Genomic DNA, 20,635 nt, shown 5'->3' on the forward strand with positions numbered 1-20,635 from the left:
ACAAATGCGCGATTTCCGTCCGCAGGGGTTTTGCCATCCCTTGCTTTCCGGTTATCTAAGGCCCATCCGGTCGCAAGACCACCGATCCGTGACAACCCGGGCCTTAACCGGGGCAGCAAGAGGGCACGAGAGCATGACGAAACCCATCTTCAACCTCGGCCTTGTGGCCGCCGCGCTGATGGCGGTTGCCGCCCCCGCGCTTGCGGCCGAGCCGAGGGTGCTGGGCAGCCAGGGGGACTGGACCGCGTTCATCGGCGACGACCCCAAGGAATGCTGGGCCGTTTCTCCGCCCAAGTCCACCCGCAACACCGATGCCGAGGGCAATCCGCGCGAGGTGACGCGCAGCGACATCCGCCTGTATGTCGCCTATCGCCCCGGCCAGAACGGCGAGGTATCGTTCCAGGGCGGCTATCCCTTTGCCCCCGATTCCACCGTGGACGTGAGCATCGGCGGACAGACATTCAAGCTGTTCACCGAGGGCGAGAACGCCTGGACCGGCTCGCCCGACGAGGATGCCAAGCTGATCAGCGCGCTGCGCGCAGGCTCCGAGGTGGTGGTCAAGGGCCGGTCCAGCCGTGGCACCAACACGGCGGACACCTTCTCGCTGTCGGGCATCACCGCGATGACGAACTCGGCGCGTGACAACTGCCGCTGATCGCGGCTGCGTCCTTGCGTCCCTTGTGATATGGCCGGGGCCGCCCCATCTGGGTGCGGCCCCCTTTCTCTTTCCAACCCGCAGGGATTTTCCGCCCATGACGACGCCTGTTCCCGAAGCCCGTGCCGATGCGCCGATCGTGCAGGATCTGCGGACGATCCCGCGCAGGCCGGAAGCCGGCGGGCGCGTCAACATCGTCGGGCTGACGCGCGAGCAGCTTCGCGCGGCGCTGGTCGAGGCGGGAACGCCCGAGCGGCAGGCGCGGATGCGCGTGGGCCAGATCTGGCAGTGGGTCTATCACTGGGGCCTGCGCGATTTCGGCGCGATGACGAATCTCGCCAAGGACTACCGCGCCTTTCTGGCGGAACGGTTCGAGATCGCCCTGCCCGAGGTCGTCACCCGCCAGATCAGCGGCGACGGCACCCGCAAGTACCTGCTGCGGATCGCAGGCGGGCATGAGGTCGAGACGGTCTATATCCCCGAGGAAGGCCGGGGCACGCTCTGCGTGTCGTCGCAGGTCGGCTGCACGCTGACCTGTTCCTTCTGCCACACGGGGACACAGAAACTGGTCCGCAACCTCACGACGGGCGAGATCGTCGGCCAGTTGATGGTCGTGCGCGACGACCTGGGCGAATGGCCGGAACCCGGCGCGCCCAAGGACGAGACGCGGCTGGTCTCGAACCTGGTGCTGATGGGCATGGGCGAGCCGCTTTACAACTTCGACAACGTGCGGGACGCGATGAAGGTGGTGATGGACGGCGAGGGGCTGTCGCTGTCGCGCCGCCGCATCACGCTGTCCACCTCGGGCGTCGTGCCCGAGATCGCGCGGACGGCCGAAGAGATCGGCTGCCAGCTTGCGGTCAGCTTCCACGCGACCACCAACCCGGTGCGGGACAGGCTGGTTCCGATCAACAAGCGCTGGAACATCGACGAGCTGCTGGCTGCCCTGCGCGAATACCCGCGCCTGTCGAACAGCGAACGGATCACCTTTGAATATGTGATGCTCGATGGCGTGAACGACACCGATGAGGACGCGCGCCGCCTGATCCGGCTGATCCGCGGCATTCCGGCCAAGATCAACCTGATCCCCTTCAACGAATGGCCGGGCGCGCCCTACAAGCGGTCCTCGTGGGAGCGGATCGAGGCTTTCGCGGACATCATCTACAAGGCCGGCTACGCCTCGCCCATCCGCACGCCGCGAGGCGAGGACATCATGGCCGCCTGCGGGCAGTTGAAATCGGCCACGGAACGCGGCCGCAAGTCGGCGGCTCAGGTCGCGGCCGAGGCCGGGGTCTGATCCAGACGCGCCGCGACCTCCTCGGCGATCGCCAGCGATGAGGTCAGGCCGGGGCTTTCGATGCCGAAAAGGTTGACGAGGCCGACGATGCCATGGGCTTCCGGCCCGTCGATTCGGAAATCGGCGGCGGGCTCTCCGGGGCCGCTGATCTTGGGGCGGATGCCGCAATAGGTGGGGGCCAGCGCGCCTTCAGGCAGGCCGGGCCAGTAGCGGCGGATCTCGGATTCGAAATGCGCTTGACGGCCGGGGTTCACGCGGTAGTCGATGCCGTCGATCCACTCGACATCCGGCCCGAAGCGCATCGCGCCGCCGAGGTCCAGCGTCAGGTGGACCCCCAGCCCGCCCGGCTCGGGCACCGGATAGATCAGGCGAGAGAAGGCGGGCCTGCCCGGCACCGCGTAATAGCTGCCGCGCGCATAGCGGGTCACGGGCACATGGGCCGGATCAAGCCCCTGCACCGCCTGCGCCACCTGCGAGGCCCAAAGCCCGGCCGCGTTCACCACGGCATCGGCGGCGAGGGTGAAGCGTTCCCCGGCAGCCTCTGTCTCGACGATAAAGCCCCTCTGCCCCGCCTCGATGCCGGTCACGCAGGTGCCGAGGGCAAGATGCGCGCCCGCCGCCTCGGTATCCGCCAGCAGCGCGGCCATCAGGGCATGGCTGTCCACGATGCCGGTTTCCGGCGACAGAAGCGCCCCGTGGCAGGACAGCGCCGGCTCCAGCGCCATCGCCGCTGCCCCAGAGATCAGCGTCAGTTCGACGCCGTTCGACGCCGCGTGGCCCGCGATGCCTTCCAGCACGGCAAGTTGCTCGGGCGAGGTGGCGACGATCAGCTTGCCGCAGCGACGGTGAGGCACGTTCTTCGCGGCCGCATAGTCGTAAAGGATCCCCCTGCCCTGCGCGCAGAGCCGCGCCTTGAGGCTGCCGGGGGCGTAGTAGATCCCCGCATGGATCACCTCGGAATTGCGGGAACTGGTCTCGGTGCCGATGGCTTCGGCCTTCTCGGCAATGACGACCTCGACCCCGCGCAGCGCCAGAGCCCGCGCAATGGCAAGCCCCACGACACCCGCGCCCACGACGATGCAGCCGACTCGATCCATTCCTGTCCCCGCTGACACAAAAAAGCCCGCCCCCAGGGGCGGGCCGTTTATCCGCTATGATCCGCAGCCTCAGCGCGGCGCGATCATCATCACCATCTGCCGGCCTTCCAGCTTGGGCATGGATTCGACCTTGCCGGCCTCGCCCACCTCGTCGCGGACGCGATTCAGCAGTTCCATGCCAAGGTTCTGGTGGGCCATCTCGCGCCCACGAAAGCGCAGGGTCACCTTGACCTTGTCGCCTTCCTCAAGGAACCGCTTCACCGACCGCATCTTGACGTCATAGTCATGGTCATCTGTTCCGGGGCGGAACTTGATTTCCTTGACCTCGATCGTCTTCTGCTTCTTGCGCGCCTCGGCCTCGCGCTTCTGCTGCTCATACTTGAACTTGCCAAGGTCCATGATCTTGCAGACCGGCGGGACGGCGTTGGGCGAGATCTCGACAAGGTCGAGCCCCGCTTCCTGGGCAAGCGCCATGCCACGGGCGGGTGTCACCACTCCGACGTTTTCCCCGTCGGCGCCGATAAGGCGGATTTCAGGCACCCGGATGCGATCATTCGTGCGCGGTCCGGTGTCACGGGTGGGCGGAGCGTTGTGGGGTCTGCGGGCTATGGGCGTGATCCTTGCATGGTTGAAGATTTCCTTCACGAAATAATCAACCGGCGGCACCGTTTCAACTGTCTTGAGGGCCCGCTCTGGCGATCGCGGCGGGTTTTCCCGTCCCCGACGCTGTGCGATAGAGTTCCGGGCCTTTGCCGGCGCGTCGATGTGCCGCAAACAGGTCCTGTGTGGGATTTCAGTGAGGTCTTGGGGATGTCACGTCTTGCCGGCCTGATTCTCGTGCTGGCCGTCCTGCTGGGCGGCGCTTTCTTCTGGCAATGGCAGTCGCGCCAGCCCGCGGCGCCGGAAGCGGTGACGCCGGTCCCTGCCCCGGCCGCGCCCGGGGGTCAGGCTACCCCGCCGGGCCCTGCGGCAAGCGCCGCCGGGGATGCGGCCACGGCCGCAGGCAGCGCGGCGGATGCCGCGGCCGATGCCGCCGCCGTCGCGGCCGATGTGGCCGCCGAGGCCTCGAAGGCGGCCGAGGGCACTGCCATTCCGCCGCTGGACGATGCCGCGCGCCAAGCGCAGACGGCCGCCGAAGCCGCCATCCGGGCCGCCGCGGATGCGGCCGACGCCGCAGCCGAGGCCGATGCGGGGGCCGCCGCCCGCGATCCGCAGGACACCGCGACCGCCGCCGAGGCCGCCGGTTCGGCGGCGCGCGCGGCGGGGGCCGCGGTCAGCGACGCCACGGAAGCCGCCCGCGAAGCGATCGGGATCGACCGCCTGCTGACACCCGAAGGCTTCAACGCCGAGAAGGTCGCCGCGCTGATCGACAACAGCAACCTCGACCCCGCCCAGCGGGAATCGCTGAAAACCATCGTCGCAGCCGCCTCCAGCAGCCCGGCGATGCTGCGATCCGCGCTGGAGCAGGTCCGCGCGGTGCTGCGGTGAACGACGCCACCCCCCATATCCGCCCCGACCCCAGCGATCCCCTGGGGCTGAAGGAGGTTGCCGAGGCCGCGCCGGCGCCCGCCCGGACCGAGGCCCCGGCCGCGCCACGGCGTCCCGTCCCGCTGGACGCCTTTCTGGCCAGTCCCGGCGATCACCTGCGTCGCGGTCCCATTGCCGTCATCCTGATCGAAGACCGCGTCGAGGTCGCGGCGACGCTGGCCCACCACATGACCCTAGGCTTCAGGAAGATCCTCGCGCTGTCGCCCGAACCCCTGCCGCCGTCCGACCTGCCCGACGATCCCAAGAGCCGGGTGCTGAATCTTCTGTTCGATGTTCGCGCCGGCGGCGCCCATATCCGGTCCGTCAATGCGGTGATCGCCGCCGTTCCCGCCGACACGTGGCTCTATTACGGCTACAACGCCGAGTTCCTGTTCTATCCCTTTTCGGAAACCCGCGCCGTGGGCGAGATGCTGGCCTTCCATGCCGAGGAACGCAGGCGGGGGATGCTGACCTATGTCATCGACCTTTATGCCCCCGACCTGGGCCGCTATCCGAACGCCGTCAGCATGGACGAGGCGATGTTCGACCGCACCGGCTATTACGCGCTGGGGCGGTCCGACCGTAGCGGGGGGGTCAAGGACCGGCAGCTCGACTTCTACGGCGGACTGCGCTGGCGGCTGGAGGAGCATCTGCCCTCCGACCGTCGCCGCATCGATCGCATCGCCTTGTTCCGAACCGAAAAGGACCTGCGGCTGCTGCCCGACCACCGGCTGTCGATCGAGGAATACAACACCTATGCCTGCCCCTGGCACAACAACCTGACGGCCGCGGTGGCGTCCTTCCGGGTGGCCAAGGCTTTGGCGCGCAACCCCGGCTCGCGCGAGCAGATCCGGGATTTCACCTGGCGCAACTCGGAACCCTTCCGCTGGACCTCGCAGCAGTTGATGGAGCAGGGGCTGATGGAACCGGGGCAGTGGTTCTGACGCGGGCCTGACGACAAGGGAAGGAAGGGGCTGTCTGCCCCCTCTGGCATCTGCGATACCATTCACCCCCGAAGGATATTCGGGAACCGTCCGAAGCCCGCCCTGGGGCCGCGGCAGTGCAGGTCAGATGACGCCCAGGGCGCGCATCGCCTCGGCCACGCGGACGAAGCCTGCGATGTTGGCGCCAAGGACATAGTCGCCGGGGGCGCCGTATTCCTCGGCGGTTTCGGCGCAGACATCGTGGATGTTGGTCATGATGTCGTCCAGCCGTTCCACCGTTTCCTCGAAGGTCCAGCTGTCGCGCGAGGCATTCTGCTGCATTTCCAGCGCCGAAGTGGCGACGCCGCCCGCGTTCGCGGCCTTGCCGGGGGCGTAAAGCACGTCGCCCCGGCGCAGCGTGTCCACCGCATCGGGGGTGCAGGGCATGTTGGCGCCCTCGGCCACCACCTGGGCGCCATTCTTGATCAGCGTCCTGGCGTGGCGCCCGGTCAGTTCGTTCTGGGTGGCGCAGGGCAGCGCGATCTGGCAGGGGACGTCCCAGATCGTGCCCTTGGCGGCCTCGATGAAATACGTTCCCGTGCCCTTGATGCGGGCGTATTCGGAAATCCGGCCGCGGCGCTTTTCCTTGATCTCGCGCAGGAGATCGAGGTCAATGCCGTTCTCATCCACGACATAGCCGCTGGAATCGGAACAGGCGACGACCTTGGCGCCGTATTCCTGCAGCTTCTCGATGGCGAAGGTCGCGACATTGCCCGAGCCGGAGACGACTGCGGTCTTGCCTTCGAAATCCTCGCCCATGGCCTTCAGCATCGAGCGGACAAAGAAGACCGTGCCATAGCCCGTGGCCTCGGGACGGGCGCGCGAGCCGCCGTAGGACAGGCCCTTGCCGGTCAGAACGCCCGCCTCGTAGCGGTTGGTCAGGCGCTTGTATTGCCCGAACATGTAGCCGATCTCGCGCCCGCCCACGCCGATGTCACCCGCGGGGACGTCAGTGTATTCGCCGAGGTGACGGTGCAGTTCCAGCATGAAGGACTGGCAGAAGCGCATGATCTCGCGGTCGCTGCGGCCCTTGGGGTCGAAGTCGGACCCGCCCTTGCCGCCGCCGATGGGCATGGTGGTCAGCGCGTTCTTGAAGGTCTGCTCGAAGCCCAGGAACTTGATGATGCCCACGTTCACCGAGGGGTGGAAGCGGATGCCCCCCTTGTAGGGGCCAAGGGCCGAGTTGAACTGGACCCGGAAGCCGCGGTTGATCTGGACGCGGTCCTGGTCGTCGATCCACGGAACGCGGAAGATGATCTGGCGCTCGGGCTCGCAGATGCGCTCGATTAGCCCTTCCTCCAGGTATTCGGGATGCTTGGCGACGACGCGGCCAAGGCTTTCCATGACCTCGATCACGGCCTGGTGGAATTCGGGCTCGCCCGCGTTGCGTTCCATGACCGTGGTCAGGATATGCTGAAGTTTCTCGTCGATGCGCGCCATGTCCGTCCCGCCATTGTGGGTATCCGGCGCGCGGAATAATCCCAGAGCGTGGCAGGCTACAACTGCCTTGCGCAATTTTTGTGCGGAAATGCGATGAAATCCTGTGCGCTCTGCCACCTTCGGCTTGGTTGCGCGTAATGTTTCGGGGACCGGGCCGAGGTGCCCTCGCCTGCTTGCGTGGTTCGCCGCCCGGATGATAGACGCGGGAAAAGCCGGCGGACGGGCCGGCGCCACAGACAGGACCAGACCGCATGGCGATGGAACAGACCCGCTTCGACAAGGGCGACCTTCTGGCCTGCGCGCGGGGCGAGCTGTTCGGCCCCGGCAACGCGCAACTGCCGGAACCCCCGATGCTGATGATGGACCGCATCACCGACATCAGCGAGGACGGCGGCGCCCATGGCAAGGGCCATGTCGTGGCCGAGTTCGACATCACCCCCGACTTGTGGTTCTTCGCCTGCCACTTCCCCGGCAACCCGATCATGCCGGGCTGCCTTGGCCTTGACGGGCTGTGGCAACTGACCGGCTTCAACCTGGGCTGGCGCGGCTGGCAGGGCCGTGGCTATGCGCTGGGGGTGGGCGAGGTCAAGCTGACCGGCATGGTCCGGCCCGACCGCAAGCTGCTGACCTACAAGGTCGATTTCACCAAGGCGGTGCAGACCCGTCGGCTGACCATGGGCGTCGCCGACGGCATCGTGGAAGCCGATGGCGAGGTCATCTACCAGGTCAAGGACATGAAGGTCGCTCTTTCCGAGAGCTGAACCGAAGGAGGGCCGCATCATGCGCCGCGTCGTCATCACCGGGCTGGGGATCGTCTCGCCCATCGGCAACAATGCCACTGAGGTCACCGACAGCCTGCGCGCGGGCCGGTCAGGCATTGTCTTCTCGCCCGAATACGCCGAACACGGCTTCCGCAGCCAGGTCGAGGGTCGGCCGACCATCGACATCGCCGCCCATGTGGACAAGCGCGACCTGCGCTTCATGGGCGAGGGCGCGGCCTGGAACTTCATCGCCATGCAGCAGGCGGTCGAGGATTCGGGACTGGAACCCGGCGACGTCTCGAATCCGCGCACGGGGCTGGTGATGGGCTCGGGCGGGCCGTCCACGTCCAACTTCTTCAACGCCCACAAGATCGTCATCGAGAAGGGCGCGCCCAAGCGCATGGGGCCGTTCATGGTCACGCGCTGCATGTCCTCGACCAACTCGGCCTGCCTGGCGACGCCGTTTTCCATCAAGGGCGTGAACTACTCGATCACCTCGGCCTGCTCGACCTCGGCGCATTGCATCGGCAACGGGACCGAACTGATCCAGATGGGCAAGCAGGACATCGTCTTCGCGGGCGGCGGCGAGGAACTGGACTGGACGCTTTCGTGCCTGTTCGACGCGATGGGCGCGATGTCGTCGAAATACAACGATGCACCGGAAACCGCCTCGCGTCCCTTCGACGTGACCCGCGACGGCTTCGTCATCGGCGGCGGCGGCGGGGTGGTGGTGCTTGAGGAACTGGAACACGCGAAGGCACGCGGCGCCAAGATCTATGCCGAAGTGACGGGCTACGGCGCGACCTCGGACGGCTATGACATGGTCGCGCCCTCGGGCGAGGGGGGCGAGCGGTCCATGCGGCTGGCGCTGGAAACCCTGCCGGAAGGCCGGAAGATCGGCTATGTGAACGCACATGGAACCTCGACCCCGGTGGGTGACGTGACCGAAATCAAGGCCCTGCGCCGTGTCTTTGGCGACGATGCGGTGCCCAAGGTCAGTTCCACCAAGTCGCTGACCGGCCATTCGCTGGGCGCTACGGGCGTTCACGAGGCGATCTATTCTCTGCTGATGATGCAGCATGGCTTCATCGCCGCATCCGCCAACGTGACCGAACTCGACCCCGAGATCCGGCCCGAGGAAATCGCCACGCAGCGCATCGACAACGTCGATTTCGACAGCGTGCTGTCCAACAGCTTCGGCTTCGGCGGCACCAATGCGACCCTTGTGATGTCGAAGTTCCGGGAGTGAGCATGGCCCTGCTGCAAGGCAAGCGCGCGCTGGTGATGGGCGTCGCGAACGAGCGTTCCATCGCCTGGGGGATCGCGCAGGCGCTGGCCGCGCAGGGGGCGGAGCTGGCCTTCACCTATCAGGGCGAGGGTTTTGGCAAGCGGGTCCAGCCCTTGGCGGAATCGCTCGGGTCCGACATCCTGCTGGACGTGGACGTGACCGACGACGCCTCGCTGGACGCGGCTTTCGGGGCTTTGGGGGAACGCTGGGGGCGGCTGGACATCCTGGTCCACGCCATCGCCTTTTCCAACAAGGACGAGCTGACCGGCCGTTTCGTCGATACCAGCCGGGCGAACTTCAAGCAGTCGCTCGACATCTCCTGCTATTCGTTGATCGAGGTCGCCCGCCGGTCCCTGCCCCTGATGACCGATGGCGGCACGATCCTGACCCTGACCTATGCCGGCTCGAACCGGGTGACGCCCTTCTACAACGTCATGGGCGTGGCCAAGGCGGCGCTGGAATCGGCTGTGCGCTATCTTGCCAACGACCTCGGCCCGCAGGGCATCCGGGTGAACGCGATCAGCCCCGGCCCAATGAAGACCCTGGCAGGCGCAGCCATCGGCGGCGCGCGCAAGACCTATCGCCACACCGAGGCCAATGCGCCGCTGCGTCATAATGCGACGCTTGAGGCGATCGGCGGCACGGCGGTGTGGCTGGCCTCGGACTGGGGCACCTGCACCACCGGCGAGGTGGTGATGGTCGACAGCGGCTATCACGTCCTCGGGATGCCCCAGTCCGAGAATATCTGAGCCAGCCCTTTTGCTGGCACAGCGGAACATCCCTGCGCCCTGGCCGTTTGCCCCGAGCATCCCTCAGAGGCCCGGATGAAACGCTTCGCCGTCTATTATGCCCCGCGCCCTGGTGACCTCGCCGCCCGCACTGCCGCCTGGCTGGGCTGGAACCCCGAAACACGGCGCGAGGTCACGCAACCCGATCTGCCCGCCCTGCTCTGTCCGCCGGCTGAACTGACGCGCGATCCGCGGAAATACGGCTTCCACGGCACAATCCGCGCGCCTTTCCGGCTGGCCGAGGGCATCAGCCCGGCCGATGCAACGGCAGCGGTCGAGGCACTGGCGGCGCGGCTTTCCCCCGTGACCTGCGACGGGCTGCAGATCGAGGATCTGCACGGCTTCCTCGCCCTGATCCCTCAAGGCTGCGACGACGCGCTGCAGGCCCTTGCTGCCGCGGTGGTCGAGGGCACCGACCACCTCCGCGCGCCTCTCACGGACACAGAGATCGCCCGCCGCAAGCCTGACCGGCTCTCCCCCCGCCAGCGCGAGCTGCTGCACCGCTGGGGCTATCCCTTTGTCATGGAGGAGTTCCAGTTCCACCTGACCCTGACCGACAGCCTGCCCGAAGCCGAGCGCGCCCCGGTCATGGCGGCCCTGCAGGAGCACCTGTCCCCGGTCCTGCCCCGCCCCTTCGCGATCGAGGACCTCTGCCTCTTCGGCGAGGACCGGGACGGCCGCTTCCACCTGCTGCACCGCGCGGCCCTTTCGGGCTGAAAGGCCGCTTTCGGACGCGCGAAGCGGAACCCGCGCTTCGACAAAGGCAGGGATCAGGCTTTCGCGCGGCCTTGTCCGATGACGGCCGACACTGTTGCCTGCGCGCGGCGGGCGCGGCAGGATGCCCGCGAAATGACGAGGGGACGGTTCATGGACGTGCAGCACTTCACCGCCGCGGACGGCGCACGGATCGCCTATCGGGACCAGGGCGAGGGGCTGCCGGTCCTGTGCCTCGCGGGGCTGACGCGCAGCATGGACGACTTCGACTATCTCGCGCCGACGCTGGCCGACTGCCGGATGATCCGCATGGACTATCGCGGGCGCGGGCAGTCCGACTGGACGGGCGCCGAGACCTACACCGTCCCGCAGGAGGGGGCGGATGCGCTGGCGCTGCTGGATCACCTCGGGCTTCAGAAAGCGGCCATCGTCGGCACCTCGCGCGGGGGGCTAATTGCCATGTATCTGGCGGCGGTGGCCCGCGACCGCCTGCTGGGCGTCTGCCTGAACGACGTAGGCCCCCAGTTGCGGCGCGAGGGGCTGGAGGCGATCATGGACTATGTCGGCCGCCGTCCCAACGCCCGGACGCTCGCCGAGGTGGCCGAGCGCCTGCCCCGGACGCTCCGCGGCTTCGGCGAGGTGCCGGAGGGCCGGTGGGAGGAGGAAGCGGCACGGCTTTACCGGCAGGTCGAGGACGGTGTGAACCTGACCTACGACCCGGCCCTGCGCGACGCCTTCCTCCTCGCCTTCAAGAACCCCGACGCCACCGCCTGGCCCCTGTTCGACGCGCTGGAAGGGCTGCAGATCGCGCTGATCCACGGCGAGGGCTCGGACCTGCTGGGCGAGGACGCGGTCGAGGAGATGCGCCGGAGACGGCCGGACATGATCTACGGCAAGGTCCCGGGGCGCGGGCATATCCCGTGGCTGGATGAGGGGGAGAGTGTGCGAGTGGTCAGGGCGTGGGTAGCCGCCGTGCAAGGCGCGGCTGCGTAGGGTGCGTGCTCTGCACGCACCGTTCGGCGGCGGGATGGTGCGTGCGGAGCACGCACCCTACGTTTGCTACGCTTGCTAGTTATTGGGAGGATAGCAATTTCGCAGCCATCTTTTGACCCTCAAAGAATATCTTGATCTGATCCAAGAAATCTTTGTCGGACAGGAGCGGAACCTCACCTCGCCGCCAAACAACCGGAGTTCTCTTTTTCACCCCACCTTGCACGGAGCACTTGGGAAACAATAGCACTTGCCCTTCTGCATCGTCGAAGTCAGTTAGCGTGAAAATAGCCTTTTCTAAAATCGTCATGTAAAGGCTCTTCTGATACTGACTCAGCCCTTCCGAACTCCACGGGCAAAGAAAAATCGGCGAAAATCTTCCGTTTCTCCTGACAACCGCCAAAGGACGAACTGGAATTCCAACGTTACGACCAAGAGGGAAGAACTGCGAGAAGCCCTTAAAAGCAGGAACCCCGTCAAACGGGCTTTTCTCTGCATGATCAAAGAAAGCATTGATTAGTTCAATATTATATGGACGTCCGAGCCTGCTTCCGCTCCTTTCGACGACTTCCAGCGCTGTAGCACGAGAGATTCGATCTTCGATGTGATAAAGAGATGCGTTACGAGCCGGTAGATAGTTCCATGTAGGCGAACCCTTCATAAAACAATAAAGTTTTTTAGTAGTTTCGCCCACCGACGGGTGTTGAAGGCGCGCCCAATTCTCGGCTGCCGGCGGACGATTAAGTTTCGCAAGCTTGTCCATTTAGTGCCCCTGCTTCAACTGATAGGCCCGAATGATGTCGGGGGTTATTTCCATTCCAACATTAAATTCACCTTGATGATTCCAAACATAGTGCCAAGCCCCTCCTGGCTCATGCGATAGATCAACAAGCCGTCCGGCCGGCACCCTAATATAATAATCTACTGCACGAACAAGAAAATCATCTTTTTTGACCCGAACATCTAATTCTACGTCAACCCACTCGCCAGTCGCGAAATCGACCTTCCTAGCCTTTTCTGTTATTGGAGACGCACCATATTTTTTGAACTGACTATAGACCTCTCGAAAAACAGGCCCATGCTTCCACGCCTCAATCTTCGCGCTTGTCAAGATCGAGCCCCTTGCTTTTAGCCATTCAACATACACAAAGAATATGATCTTATTAATGTGCATGTTGGATATCGTTAGGCCTGCATCAGCTGCACGATCCAAGACTAAGTTTGCGATTCCACGAACGTCGTAGCCCATCGCACCCCGCACAAGTTCTCTTTTTGTTTACGGCTTGTGCTGCGATTAATCAACCCCACACCCCCTCGAACTCCCGCCATTCGCCCTTGCTCATCCCACTCGTCTCCTGCGTCACCATCCCCCCAGCCAGCCGCCGCTTCAGCACCTCCACGGCTTTCCCGGACAGGGACACCCCGCCCAGTCGGTAGTCCTCGAAGGCCCCGTAGGCCAGCGGCACCCAATCCGCCACAATGCGGCACATCGCTTCGGCATAGACGCGGATCTCGTATTGCGCGTGGGCGTCGGCGCGCAGGCGCAGGAAATGGAACAGGTTGTGCAGGTCGGTCTTCCAGTACCACTGGGTATAGATGTTCGCGGGCAGGTTCATCCGCGCGAGTTCGCGGGCGAGGCCCTGCTGGCCGTCCTGGCTCAGCATCCCCTCGTAATGGTCATAGGACCGCATCGCGTCCTCGCGTAGGATGTCCAGGACGCGCTGCGCCTCGTCCCCCGACAGCACCGCGCCCCGGCCCTGGTTGTTCACCGTGGATTGGGCAGCAAGTTGTTCGGGGGCGGGGATGTAGAACTCGCGGTCGAGGATCGAATAGCGGGCGGAATATTCGTTCACGTTGGCCGTGCGGTGGCGGATCCACTGGCGGGCGACGAAGACCGGCAATTTGACGTGGAACTTGACCTCGCACATCTCGAAAGGGGTCGAGTGCCAGTGCCGCATCAGGTAGCGGATCAGCCCCTCGTCGTTCGACACGGCCTTGGTGCCGCGGCCGTAACTCACACGCGCCGCCTGCACGATGGCGGAATCGTCGCCCATGTAGTCGATGACGCGCAAAAGCCCGTGGTCCAGCACCGGATGGGCCACGTAAAGATGCCGCTCCATCCCCTCGCTGACCGCGCGCAGGGTCGGGCGCGGGGTGGCGCGGGCCTCGTCGATCTCGGCTTGCTGTTCGGGGGTGAGCGGCATCGGGCGGTCCTTTCAGGTCTGTCGCCCGCCTGTCTAGCGCGCCCCGGCTGGCGAGTCAGCGGGCGGCGTGTCAGGATCGCCGCCGCACCAATACGGGAGAAGCACGATGCGTTATCTGCACACCATGGTCCGCGTGAAGGATCTGGAGGCCAGCATGGGTTTCTATCGCCTGCTGGGGCTGGAGGAGATCCGGCGGACGGACAGCGAGCAGGGCCGCTTCACGCTGGTCTTCATGGCGCCGCCAGGCCAGCCTGAAACGCCGGTCGAGCTGACCTACAACTGGGACGGCGATGAGGGCCTGCCCTCGGACAGCCGCCATTTCGGGCACCTCGCCTATGAGGTGAAGGACATCTACGCCACCTGCCAGCACCTGATGGACAGTGGTGTGACGATCAACCGCCCGCCCCGCGACGGCCACATGGCCTTTGTCCGCAGCCCCGACAACGTCTCGATCGAGCTTCTGCAGAAGGGCGACCGCCTGCCGCCGCAGGAGCCCTGGGCCAGCATGGGCAACACCGGCCACTGGTGAGGGGTCAGTAGATGTAGCGGATCTGCTCGGCCCAGAAACGCTCGACCCGGCGCCATTGCAGGTTCACCTGCGGCAGCGGCGGGTCGTCCAGGATGCCCGAGGCCTCCAGCCCCATGACGTGGCGCAGGAACATCTGGCCGACGATCTCGCGCACTTCCTCTCCCCGCGGACTGAGCCGCACGCGGACAGACCGCCGGTCGTTTTCGCATCGCTGGTGGGTGACATAGCCCATCTGCACCAGCTTCTTGAGGTTGTAGCTGACGTTCGAGCCCTGATACATCCCGCGCGACCGCAGCTCGCCTGCAGAAACCTCGGCCCCGCCCAAGTTGAACAGCAGCAGCGCCTGAACCGGGGTCAGGTCGTCGCGGCGCAGGCGTTCGAATTCGTCCTTGATCAGGTCCAGCATCAGCCGGTGCAGCCGGTCGAGGATCTGGATGCTTTGCAGGTAAGGCTCCAGCAGGTCCGGCGGGCTGTAATCCGGCGGTGGAAGCGGCGTGGCAGAGGGGCGCAGCACGGCGAGTCGGGTCATCGGTATCTTCCGTATGGCGTCTTTCCGCCACACTGCCACCGACGTCCCAAGATTCGGTTAAGCGCCGCGAATTTCCCGCAGCCGCCCCCTTGCATGAGCCGCGACCCGGTCCAGCATCGCCGTATGGGCCTGCGGACCCGCGGTCCCGCCCGACAGCCGGGCGGTGATCCAAGGGTAAAGGTCCTGGTCGTTTTCCTCCAGCAGCCGCTCATAGGCGTCGAGCGTACCGGCATCCATCGTGGCCAGTTCGGCCTCGGCGAAGGGGCCGAGGATCAGGTCCATCTCGCGCGTGCCGCGCCGCCAGCTTCGCATGGTGATCCGCTTCAGCCGGGCCTCGTGATCGTCCATCCGCTTTCCCCCCGCGCTTGCAGCCACGCTGTCCCGCGCCTATCACCACCCCGTCCCAGAAACCCGGAGCGCGTCGATGAGCTTTCTGTCCCAGACCCTGTCCCGCGTCAAACCCTCGCCCACCATCGCGATGACGAACCTTGCGCGCGAACTGGCCGCCGAGGGCCGCGACATCGTCAGCCTCTCGGCCGGAGAGCCGGATTTCGACACGCCCGCCCATATCCGCGAGGCGGGCAAGGCCGCCATCGACGCGGGGCACACCCGCTATACCGCTGTGGACGGCATTCCCGAGTTGAAGCGGGCCGTCGCCGACAAGTTCCGGCGCGAGAACGGGCTGGACTATTCCCCGCAGCAGGTCAGCGTGGGAACGGGCGGCAAGCAGATCCTCTATAACGCGCTGATGGCGACGCTGAATCCCGGCGACGAGGTCATCATTCCCGCCCCCTACTGGGTCAGCTATCCCGACATGGTGGCACTGGGCGGCGGGACGCCCGTCATCGTCACCGGCAGCATCCAGAACGGCTATCGCATCACGCCAGACCAGCTTGAGGCGGCAATCACGCCGAAGACGAAATGGGTGATCCTGAACTCGCCCTCGAACCCCACGGGTGCCGGCTATGGCGAAGCCGAGATGCGCGCCCTGACCGATGTTCTGCTGCGTCATCCCCATGTCTGGGTGCTGGCCGACGACATCTACGAGCATCTGGTCTATGACGGCTTCCGCTTCGTCACGCCCGCCCAGGTGGAACCGAAGCTGATGGACCGCACCCTGACCATGAACGGGGTCAGCAAGGCCTATGCCATGACCGGCTGGCGGATCGGCTATGGCGCGGGGCCGGTGGAACTCATCAGGGCGATGGCGAATGTGCAGGGGCAATCGACCTCGAACCCCAGTTCGATCAGCCAATATGCCGCGCTGGCCGCGCTGACCGGGCCGCAGGACTACATCGCGGAAAGCCGGGCCGTCTTCCAGCGTCGCCGCGATCTGGTCGTCTCGGGGCTGAACCAATGCGAGGGGATCGACTGCCCCACCCCGCAGGGGGCCTTCTACGTCTATCCCTCGATCGCCCGGCTTATTGGGCGCCGCACGCCTGAGGGGGCCGTGATCGCCGATGACCGCACCTTCGCGATGGAACTGCTGAATGCCACTGGCGTGGCCGTGGTCTTCGGCGAGGCCTTTGGCCTCTCGCCGCATTTCCGCATCAGCTACGCGGCGTCGGACGCGCAACTGGCCGACGCCATCGCCCGCATCCGTGGCTTCTGCGGCAAGCTGCGGCAGGAACCGGCGTGACAGGGGGGCGTTCTCATCGGGAATAAACCCGAGAGGACAAGACCATGCTGTCTCGTGATGCGCTCGTCATCGTGGCCGATGGCCAGAAGGCCGTGCTGTTCCGCAACACCGCCAAGTTCAAGATCGAGCTTGAGGAGGTCGAGCGGATCGGCCCGGCCAACCTGCAGGACGAAAGCCAAGGAAGGCAACCCGAGGATACGCCGCCCCGCGACGAGGACGAAGCGACCTTTGCCAAGCAACTGACCGAGCGGCTGAACCTGATGGTGCTGCAGAACAAGGTGCAGGAACTGGCGATCATCGCCGATCCCAACACGCTGGGCGTCATGCGGAAGAACTATCACAAGATGCTGGAACAGAAGGTCGTCAAGGAAGTTGCCAAGACGCTGACCGCGGCCTCGGCCGACGAGATCGCCCGCGCGCTGGCCTGACCGCAGGGAACGGAACGCCGGGGCGCCGCGGCGCGGATCATCGACATGGAGCTTGCGGCCCTTTTCGTCATTGTCCCGGCGGTCGTCCTGGGCGTCCTGCATCTTTATTACCGCCCGCCCTCGCTGAAGGGGCGCCGCGAAAGCCGGGCCGTGCCGCTGTCGGATGCGACCACGCTGGGCCGCATGGTGCTGGCGCATGGCGGCGCAAGGTCGAACGTCAGCGGCGTCGTGGCGCTGCATGACGGGCTGGACGCCTTCGGCGCGCGCATTTCGCTGATCCGCGAGGCCGGGCTGGCGTTGGACGTGCAATATTACATCTGGCAGCGCGACCTGACAGGCCTCGTGCTGCTGGACGAACTGCACCGGGCCGCCGAACGCGGCGTCCGCATCCGGCTGCTGCTGGACGACAACGGCATATGGGGGCTGGACGCCGACCTTGCCGCGCTGAACGCGCTGCCCAATGTCGAGGTGCGGCTGTTCAACCCCTTCATCCTGCGCCGGCCCAAGCTGCTGGGTTATCTCTTCGACTTCCGCCGCCTGAACAGGCGGATGCACAACAAGCTGATGATCGCGGATGGCGCCGCCGCGATCCTGGGCGGGCGCAACATCGGCGATGTCTATTTCGCCTATGGCGAGGGGCCGCATTACCTTGATACCGATGTGCTGACGCTGGGACGGGTAGCAGTGGACGCGGGCGAGGATTTTGACCGCTACTGGGCCAGCGGATCGGCCTATCCCGCCGAACTGATCCTGCCCGCGCCGGGGGCATCCAGCGCCCGCGACGATCTGCAGGCGATGCTGGCCGACGAGGCTGCTTTGGCTTACCGGCAGACGGTCGTCACCCGGCCTCTTGTGCATGACATGATTGAAGAACGACTGGCGCTGGACTGGGTGCCGGTGACGCTGATCAGCGACGACCCGTCCAAGGGGCTGGGGCGGCATCGCAACCGCGACCTGATGTTCGCGCAACTGATGCGGATGATCGCCAGCCCCGACCGTTCGGTGGACATCATCTCGGCCTATTTCGTCCCCGGCCGCCGCTTCACCCAGCGGCTGAACCGGCTTGTGGCGGAAGGGCGGCAGGTCCGCATCCTGACGAACTCGCAGGAGGCGACGGACGTGCTGGTGGTCCATTCGGCCTATGTGAAATACCGCCCCGCCCTGATCGACGGCGGCGTGCGGCTGTACGAGTTGCGCGCCACCCGCGAGCTGCCGCGAGAACCGCGCACGCCCGGCACCTCGACCCGCGCGAGCCTGCATTCCAAGACCGTCTGCGTGGACCGCGAGCGGATCTTCATCGGCTCGTTCAACTTCGACCCGCGGTCCATCATCTTCAACACCGAGATGGGGGTGATGATCGACAGCCCCCGCCTTGCGGGCGAGGTCAGCCACGGGCTGGACGAGGTGCTGCCGCTAGTCAGCTATGGCCCCCGCCGCGGCGGGCGCGGGCGGCTGGTCTGGCATGAACCGGCGGTGGACAACCCCGGGACCGTCCACCGCCGCGAACCCGGCACCAATTTCGCCCAGCGCGGGTTCCTGTGGCTGATCGGCCGGTTGCCGATCGAGTGGCTGCTCTAGGCCGCAGCCTTGGCCGCGCGGCGGGCGGCGTGCAGCAGCGGTTCCGTATAGCCCGAAGGCTGCGCGGCCCCTTTCAGGATCAGGTCGCGCGCCGCGTTGAAGGCGGGACCGTCCAGCGCCGGCGCCATCGGCTTGTAAAGCGGATCGCCCGCGTTCTGGCGGTCCACCTTTTCGGCCATGCGCGCCAGCGAATCCTGCACCTGCGCCTCGGTGATGATCCCGTGCTTGAGCCAGTTCGCGAGGTGCTGGGCCGAGATCCGCAGCGTCGCCCGGTCCTCCATCAGTGCCACGTCCTCGTAGTCGAGCACCTTGGAACAGCCGACCCCCTGATCGACCCAGCGCACGACATAGCCCAGGATCGACTGGGAGGAGTTGTCGATCTCATAGGCCACTTCCTCGGGCGACAGGTTCGCGCCCCCCAGCAGCGGCGGCGTCAGCAGCGCGTCCAGCGAGGGCTTCTCGCGCGAGCGCAGCTTCTCCTGCACCCCATGAACCGAGACCTGGTGGTAATGCGTCGCGTGCAGCGTGGCGGCGGTGGGCGAAGGCACCCAGGCGGTATTCGCGCCCGCCTGCGGGTGGCCGATCTTGGCCGCCAGCATATCGGCCATGTCGTCGGGCTTGGCCCACATGCCCTTGCCGATCTGGCCCCGGCCCGCGAGCCCCAATGCAAGGCCCGTGTCCACGTTCCCGGCCTCATAGGCCCCCAGCCACGCCTGATCCTTCATGCGGCCTTTCGGCACCATCGGCCCGGCCTCCATGGACGTGTGGATCTCGTCGCCGGTGCGGTCGAGGAAGCCCGTGTTGATGAACACGACGCGATCCTTCACCTGCGCAAGGCAGGCCGAAAGGTTGGCCGAGGTCCGGCGCTCCTCGTCCATCACCCCCAGCTTCACGGTGTTCGCGGGCAGGCCGAGGATGCGCTCGACCCCGGCATAAAGCCGCTCGGCAAAGGCGACCTCGTCAGGGCCGTGCATCTTGGGCTTCACGACATAGATCGAGCCGGTGCGCGAGTTCCGCCCGGCATCCAGGTCATGCACGGCGGCGGCGACGGTCATCAGGGCGTCCATGATGCCCTCGGGCGTTTCCTGCCCGTCCAGCAGCACGGCGTCGGTGGTCATCAGGTGGCCGACGTTGCGGACCAGCAGCACGGCGCGGCCGGGATGGGTGACCTCGTTCCCCTGCGGGTCGGTGTAGGTCACGTCAGGGGCCAGACGGCGCGTCATCTGCCGCCCGCCCTTCTCAAAACTCTCGGCCAGATTGCCCCGCATCAGGCCCAGCCAGTTGCGGTAGTTGGAAACCTTGTCCTCGGCATCGACGGCGGCAACCGAATCCTCGAAGTCCTGGATCGCCGTCAGGGCGCTTTCCAGGATGACATCCGAGATGCCCGCCTTGTCGTCGCGCCCGATGGGCGTGCTGCGGTCCACCTTGAGGCGGATCAGCAGGCCGTTCACGCGCAGGAACACGTCCTCGCCACTGGTGCCCGCGAACTGCACCGGATCGGCAAGGCCGGTCTCGCCCGCGCCAGTGGTCAGGACCAGCTGGCCGCCCTCGGCCTTCATCCCGGTCACGTCCGCCCAGGAGGTGCCCTCCAGCGGCGCCACCGAATCCAGATGCTTGCGTGCCCAGTCGATTACCTGCGCGCCGCGCTGGGCGTCATAGCCGCCCGGAGCCGCTTTCCCCGGCAGCGCGTCAGTGCCGTAAAGCGCGTCATACAACGAACCCCAACGGGCGTTGGCGGCATTGAGTGCGAAGCGGGCGTTGCTGATCGGGACGACAAGCTGCGGCCCCGCGACCTGTGCCAGTTCCGGGTCCACGTCGGTGGTGCCGATGGTGAAGGGCGCGGGCTCGTCCACCAGATAGCCGATCTCGCGCAGAAAGGCGTGGTAAGCCTCAGCGTCAAGCGGCTGGCCGCGGCGCGTGCGGTGCCAGTCGTCGATCTGCGCCTGCAATTCGTCGCGCCGCTGCAGAAGGGCGCGGTTCTCGGGGGCAAGCTCGCGCAGCAGGGCGGCATAGCCGTTCCAGAAGGCGTCGGACGTAACGCCACCCGTCAGCAGCTCCGTTTCGACCAGATTGGCCAGGGAGGCCGCCACCTGCAAGCCGGCCCGCTCAACGTGATCGGTCATCTTCAACCCTCCATCAGTGCAGCAGGATGGATAGCAGGCCCGTTGGAAGAACGTGACAACCCCGC

22 protein-coding genes are annotated in these 20,635 nt (G+C 66.0%); 13 read left to right on the plus strand and 9 right to left on the minus strand.

All coding sequences use genetic code 11. The features are described from left to right. Positions 1 to 133 precede the first annotated feature (133 nt). Positions 134 to 655 carry an invasion associated locus B family protein gene (locus tag JGR78_RS10385; protein ID WP_182790728.1) on the plus strand — a complete coding sequence of 174 codons (522 nt, stop codon included), beginning with the start codon at positions 134 to 136 and terminating at the stop codon, positions 653 to 655. Between the two features lie 97 nt (positions 656 to 752). Further along, positions 753 to 1,952 (plus strand): 23S rRNA (adenine(2503)-C(2))-methyltransferase RlmN, encoded by a 1,200-nt coding sequence (gene rlmN, locus JGR78_RS10390; protein WP_182804651.1) that lies wholly within the window; start codon positions 753 to 755, stop codon positions 1,950 to 1,952. On the opposite strand, the gene JGR78_RS10395 is transcribed toward rlmN, so the two are convergent. After that, complete coding sequence (locus JGR78_RS10395) at positions 1,925 to 3,049, minus strand: NAD(P)/FAD-dependent oxidoreductase (RefSeq protein WP_182790730.1); 1,125 nt, start codon at positions 3,047 to 3,049, stop codon at positions 1,925 to 1,927. The genes rlmN and JGR78_RS10395 overlap by 28 nt on opposite strands. Before the next feature lie 69 nt (positions 3,050 to 3,118). After that, positions 3,119 to 3,658 (minus strand): translation initiation factor IF-3, encoded by a 540-nt coding sequence (gene infC, locus JGR78_RS10400; protein WP_182790860.1) that lies wholly within the window; start codon positions 3,656 to 3,658, stop codon positions 3,119 to 3,121. A gap of 201 nt (positions 3,659 to 3,859) precedes the next feature. Between infC and JGR78_RS10405 the strand changes: the two genes are divergently transcribed. After that, positions 3,860 to 4,537 (plus strand): hypothetical protein, encoded by a 678-nt coding sequence (locus JGR78_RS10405; protein WP_182790731.1) that lies wholly within the window; start codon positions 3,860 to 3,862, stop codon positions 4,535 to 4,537. 122 nt (positions 4,538 to 4,659) lie between these two features. Beyond that, positions 4,660 to 5,520 carry a glycosyltransferase family 2 protein gene (locus JGR78_RS10410; RefSeq protein WP_182790861.1) on the plus strand — a complete coding sequence of 287 codons (861 nt, stop codon included), beginning with the start codon at positions 4,660 to 4,662 and terminating at the stop codon, positions 5,518 to 5,520. Between the two features lie 123 nt (positions 5,521 to 5,643). Here JGR78_RS10410 and gdhA read toward each other — a convergent pair whose 3' ends face one another. Beyond that, a complete protein-coding gene (gdhA, locus tag JGR78_RS10415; protein ID WP_182790732.1) occupies positions 5,644 to 6,999 on the minus strand; it encodes an NADP-specific glutamate dehydrogenase in 1,356 nt (451 codons plus the stop codon). A gap of 251 nt (positions 7,000 to 7,250) precedes the next feature. On the opposite strand from gdhA, the gene fabA reads away from it, so the two are divergent. From fabA to JGR78_RS10440, 5 genes are all read left to right on the plus strand, one after another. Then, positions 7,251 to 7,760 carry a bifunctional 3-hydroxydecanoyl-ACP dehydratase/trans-2-decenoyl-ACP isomerase gene (fabA, locus tag JGR78_RS10420; protein ID WP_182790733.1) on the plus strand — a complete coding sequence of 170 codons (510 nt, stop codon included), beginning with the start codon at positions 7,251 to 7,253 and terminating at the stop codon, positions 7,758 to 7,760. A gap of 19 nt (positions 7,761 to 7,779) precedes the next feature. Beyond that, positions 7,780 to 9,009, plus strand: a complete 1,230-nt coding sequence (gene fabB, locus JGR78_RS10425; protein WP_182790734.1) for a beta-ketoacyl-ACP synthase I — start codon at positions 7,780 to 7,782, stop codon at positions 9,007 to 9,009. A 2-nt stretch (positions 9,010 to 9,011) separates the two neighbouring features. Beyond that, positions 9,012 to 9,797: an enoyl-ACP reductase gene (locus tag JGR78_RS10430; RefSeq protein ID WP_182790735.1), complete on the plus strand. Its 786-nt coding sequence runs from the start codon at positions 9,012 to 9,014 to the stop codon at positions 9,795 to 9,797. 75 nt (positions 9,798 to 9,872) lie between these two features. Further along, positions 9,873 to 10,553 carry a DUF1045 domain-containing protein gene (locus JGR78_RS10435; RefSeq protein WP_182790736.1) on the plus strand — a complete coding sequence of 227 codons (681 nt, stop codon included), beginning with the start codon at positions 9,873 to 9,875 and terminating at the stop codon, positions 10,551 to 10,553. Positions 10,554 to 10,703: 150 nt separating this feature from the next. Continuing rightward, a complete protein-coding gene (locus JGR78_RS10440; protein ID WP_182804654.1) occupies positions 10,704 to 11,543 on the plus strand; it encodes an alpha/beta fold hydrolase in 840 nt (279 codons plus the stop codon). Between the two features lie 79 nt (positions 11,544 to 11,622). Here JGR78_RS10440 and JGR78_RS10445 read toward each other — a convergent pair whose 3' ends face one another. The 3 genes from JGR78_RS10445 to thyX are packed head-to-tail and all read right to left on the minus strand — an operon-like array spanning position 11,623 to position 13,744. Further along, entirely contained in the window at positions 11,623 to 12,303 is a 681-nt protein-coding gene (locus tag JGR78_RS10445; RefSeq protein WP_182804656.1) for a hypothetical protein, read from the minus strand. Beyond that, complete coding sequence (locus JGR78_RS10450; RefSeq protein ID WP_182804658.1) at positions 12,304 to 12,789, minus strand: Panacea domain-containing protein; 486 nt, start codon at positions 12,787 to 12,789, stop codon at positions 12,304 to 12,306. A gap of 49 nt (positions 12,790 to 12,838) precedes the next feature. Beyond that, positions 12,839 to 13,744: an FAD-dependent thymidylate synthase gene (gene thyX / locus JGR78_RS10455; RefSeq protein WP_182790739.1), complete on the minus strand. Its 906-nt coding sequence runs from the start codon at positions 13,742 to 13,744 to the stop codon at positions 12,839 to 12,841. A 106-nt stretch (positions 13,745 to 13,850) separates the two neighbouring features. On the opposite strand from thyX, the gene JGR78_RS10460 reads away from it, so the two are divergent. Further along, complete coding sequence (locus tag JGR78_RS10460; protein WP_182790862.1) at positions 13,851 to 14,273, plus strand: VOC family protein; 423 nt, start codon at positions 13,851 to 13,853, stop codon at positions 14,271 to 14,273. Between the two features lie 4 nt (positions 14,274 to 14,277). Here the strand turns inward: JGR78_RS10460 and JGR78_RS10465 are convergent, their stop codons facing one another. Then, the gene (locus JGR78_RS10465) at positions 14,278 to 14,802 is read right to left on the minus strand and encodes a MarR family winged helix-turn-helix transcriptional regulator (protein WP_182804660.1); all 525 of its coding nucleotides are present in this window, start codon (positions 14,800 to 14,802) and stop codon (positions 14,278 to 14,280) included. Between the two features lie 57 nt (positions 14,803 to 14,859). Continuing rightward, a complete protein-coding gene (locus JGR78_RS10470; RefSeq protein WP_182804662.1) occupies positions 14,860 to 15,150 on the minus strand; it encodes a succinate dehydrogenase assembly factor 2 in 291 nt (96 codons plus the stop codon). Between the two features lie 76 nt (positions 15,151 to 15,226). On the opposite strand from JGR78_RS10470, the gene JGR78_RS10475 reads away from it, so the two are divergent. The 3 genes from JGR78_RS10475 to JGR78_RS10485 are packed head-to-tail and all read left to right on the plus strand — an operon-like array spanning position 15,227 to position 18,447. Further along, positions 15,227 to 16,441: a pyridoxal phosphate-dependent aminotransferase gene (locus JGR78_RS10475; protein WP_182790742.1), complete on the plus strand. Its 1,215-nt coding sequence runs from the start codon at positions 15,227 to 15,229 to the stop codon at positions 16,439 to 16,441. 44 nt (positions 16,442 to 16,485) lie between these two features. Next, complete coding sequence (locus JGR78_RS10480) at positions 16,486 to 16,869, plus strand: host attachment protein (protein ID WP_182790743.1); 384 nt, start codon at positions 16,486 to 16,488, stop codon at positions 16,867 to 16,869. Between the two features lie 45 nt (positions 16,870 to 16,914). Then, positions 16,915 to 18,447, plus strand: coding sequence for a phospholipase D family protein (locus tag JGR78_RS10485; protein WP_182804664.1), 1,533 nt, complete (start codon positions 16,915 to 16,917; stop codon positions 18,445 to 18,447). Here JGR78_RS10485 and JGR78_RS10490 read toward each other — a convergent pair. After that, entirely contained in the window at positions 18,444 to 20,570 is a 2,127-nt protein-coding gene (locus tag JGR78_RS10490) for a malate synthase G (protein WP_182790745.1), read from the minus strand. The genes JGR78_RS10485 and JGR78_RS10490 overlap by 4 nt on opposite strands. Positions 20,571 to 20,635: the final 65 nt, after the last annotated feature.

It is taken from the genome of Paracoccus sp. MC1862, from assembly GCF_016617715.1.
In the GTDB taxonomy this organism is placed as follows: domain Bacteria; phylum Pseudomonadota; class Alphaproteobacteria; order Rhodobacterales; family Rhodobacteraceae; genus Paracoccus.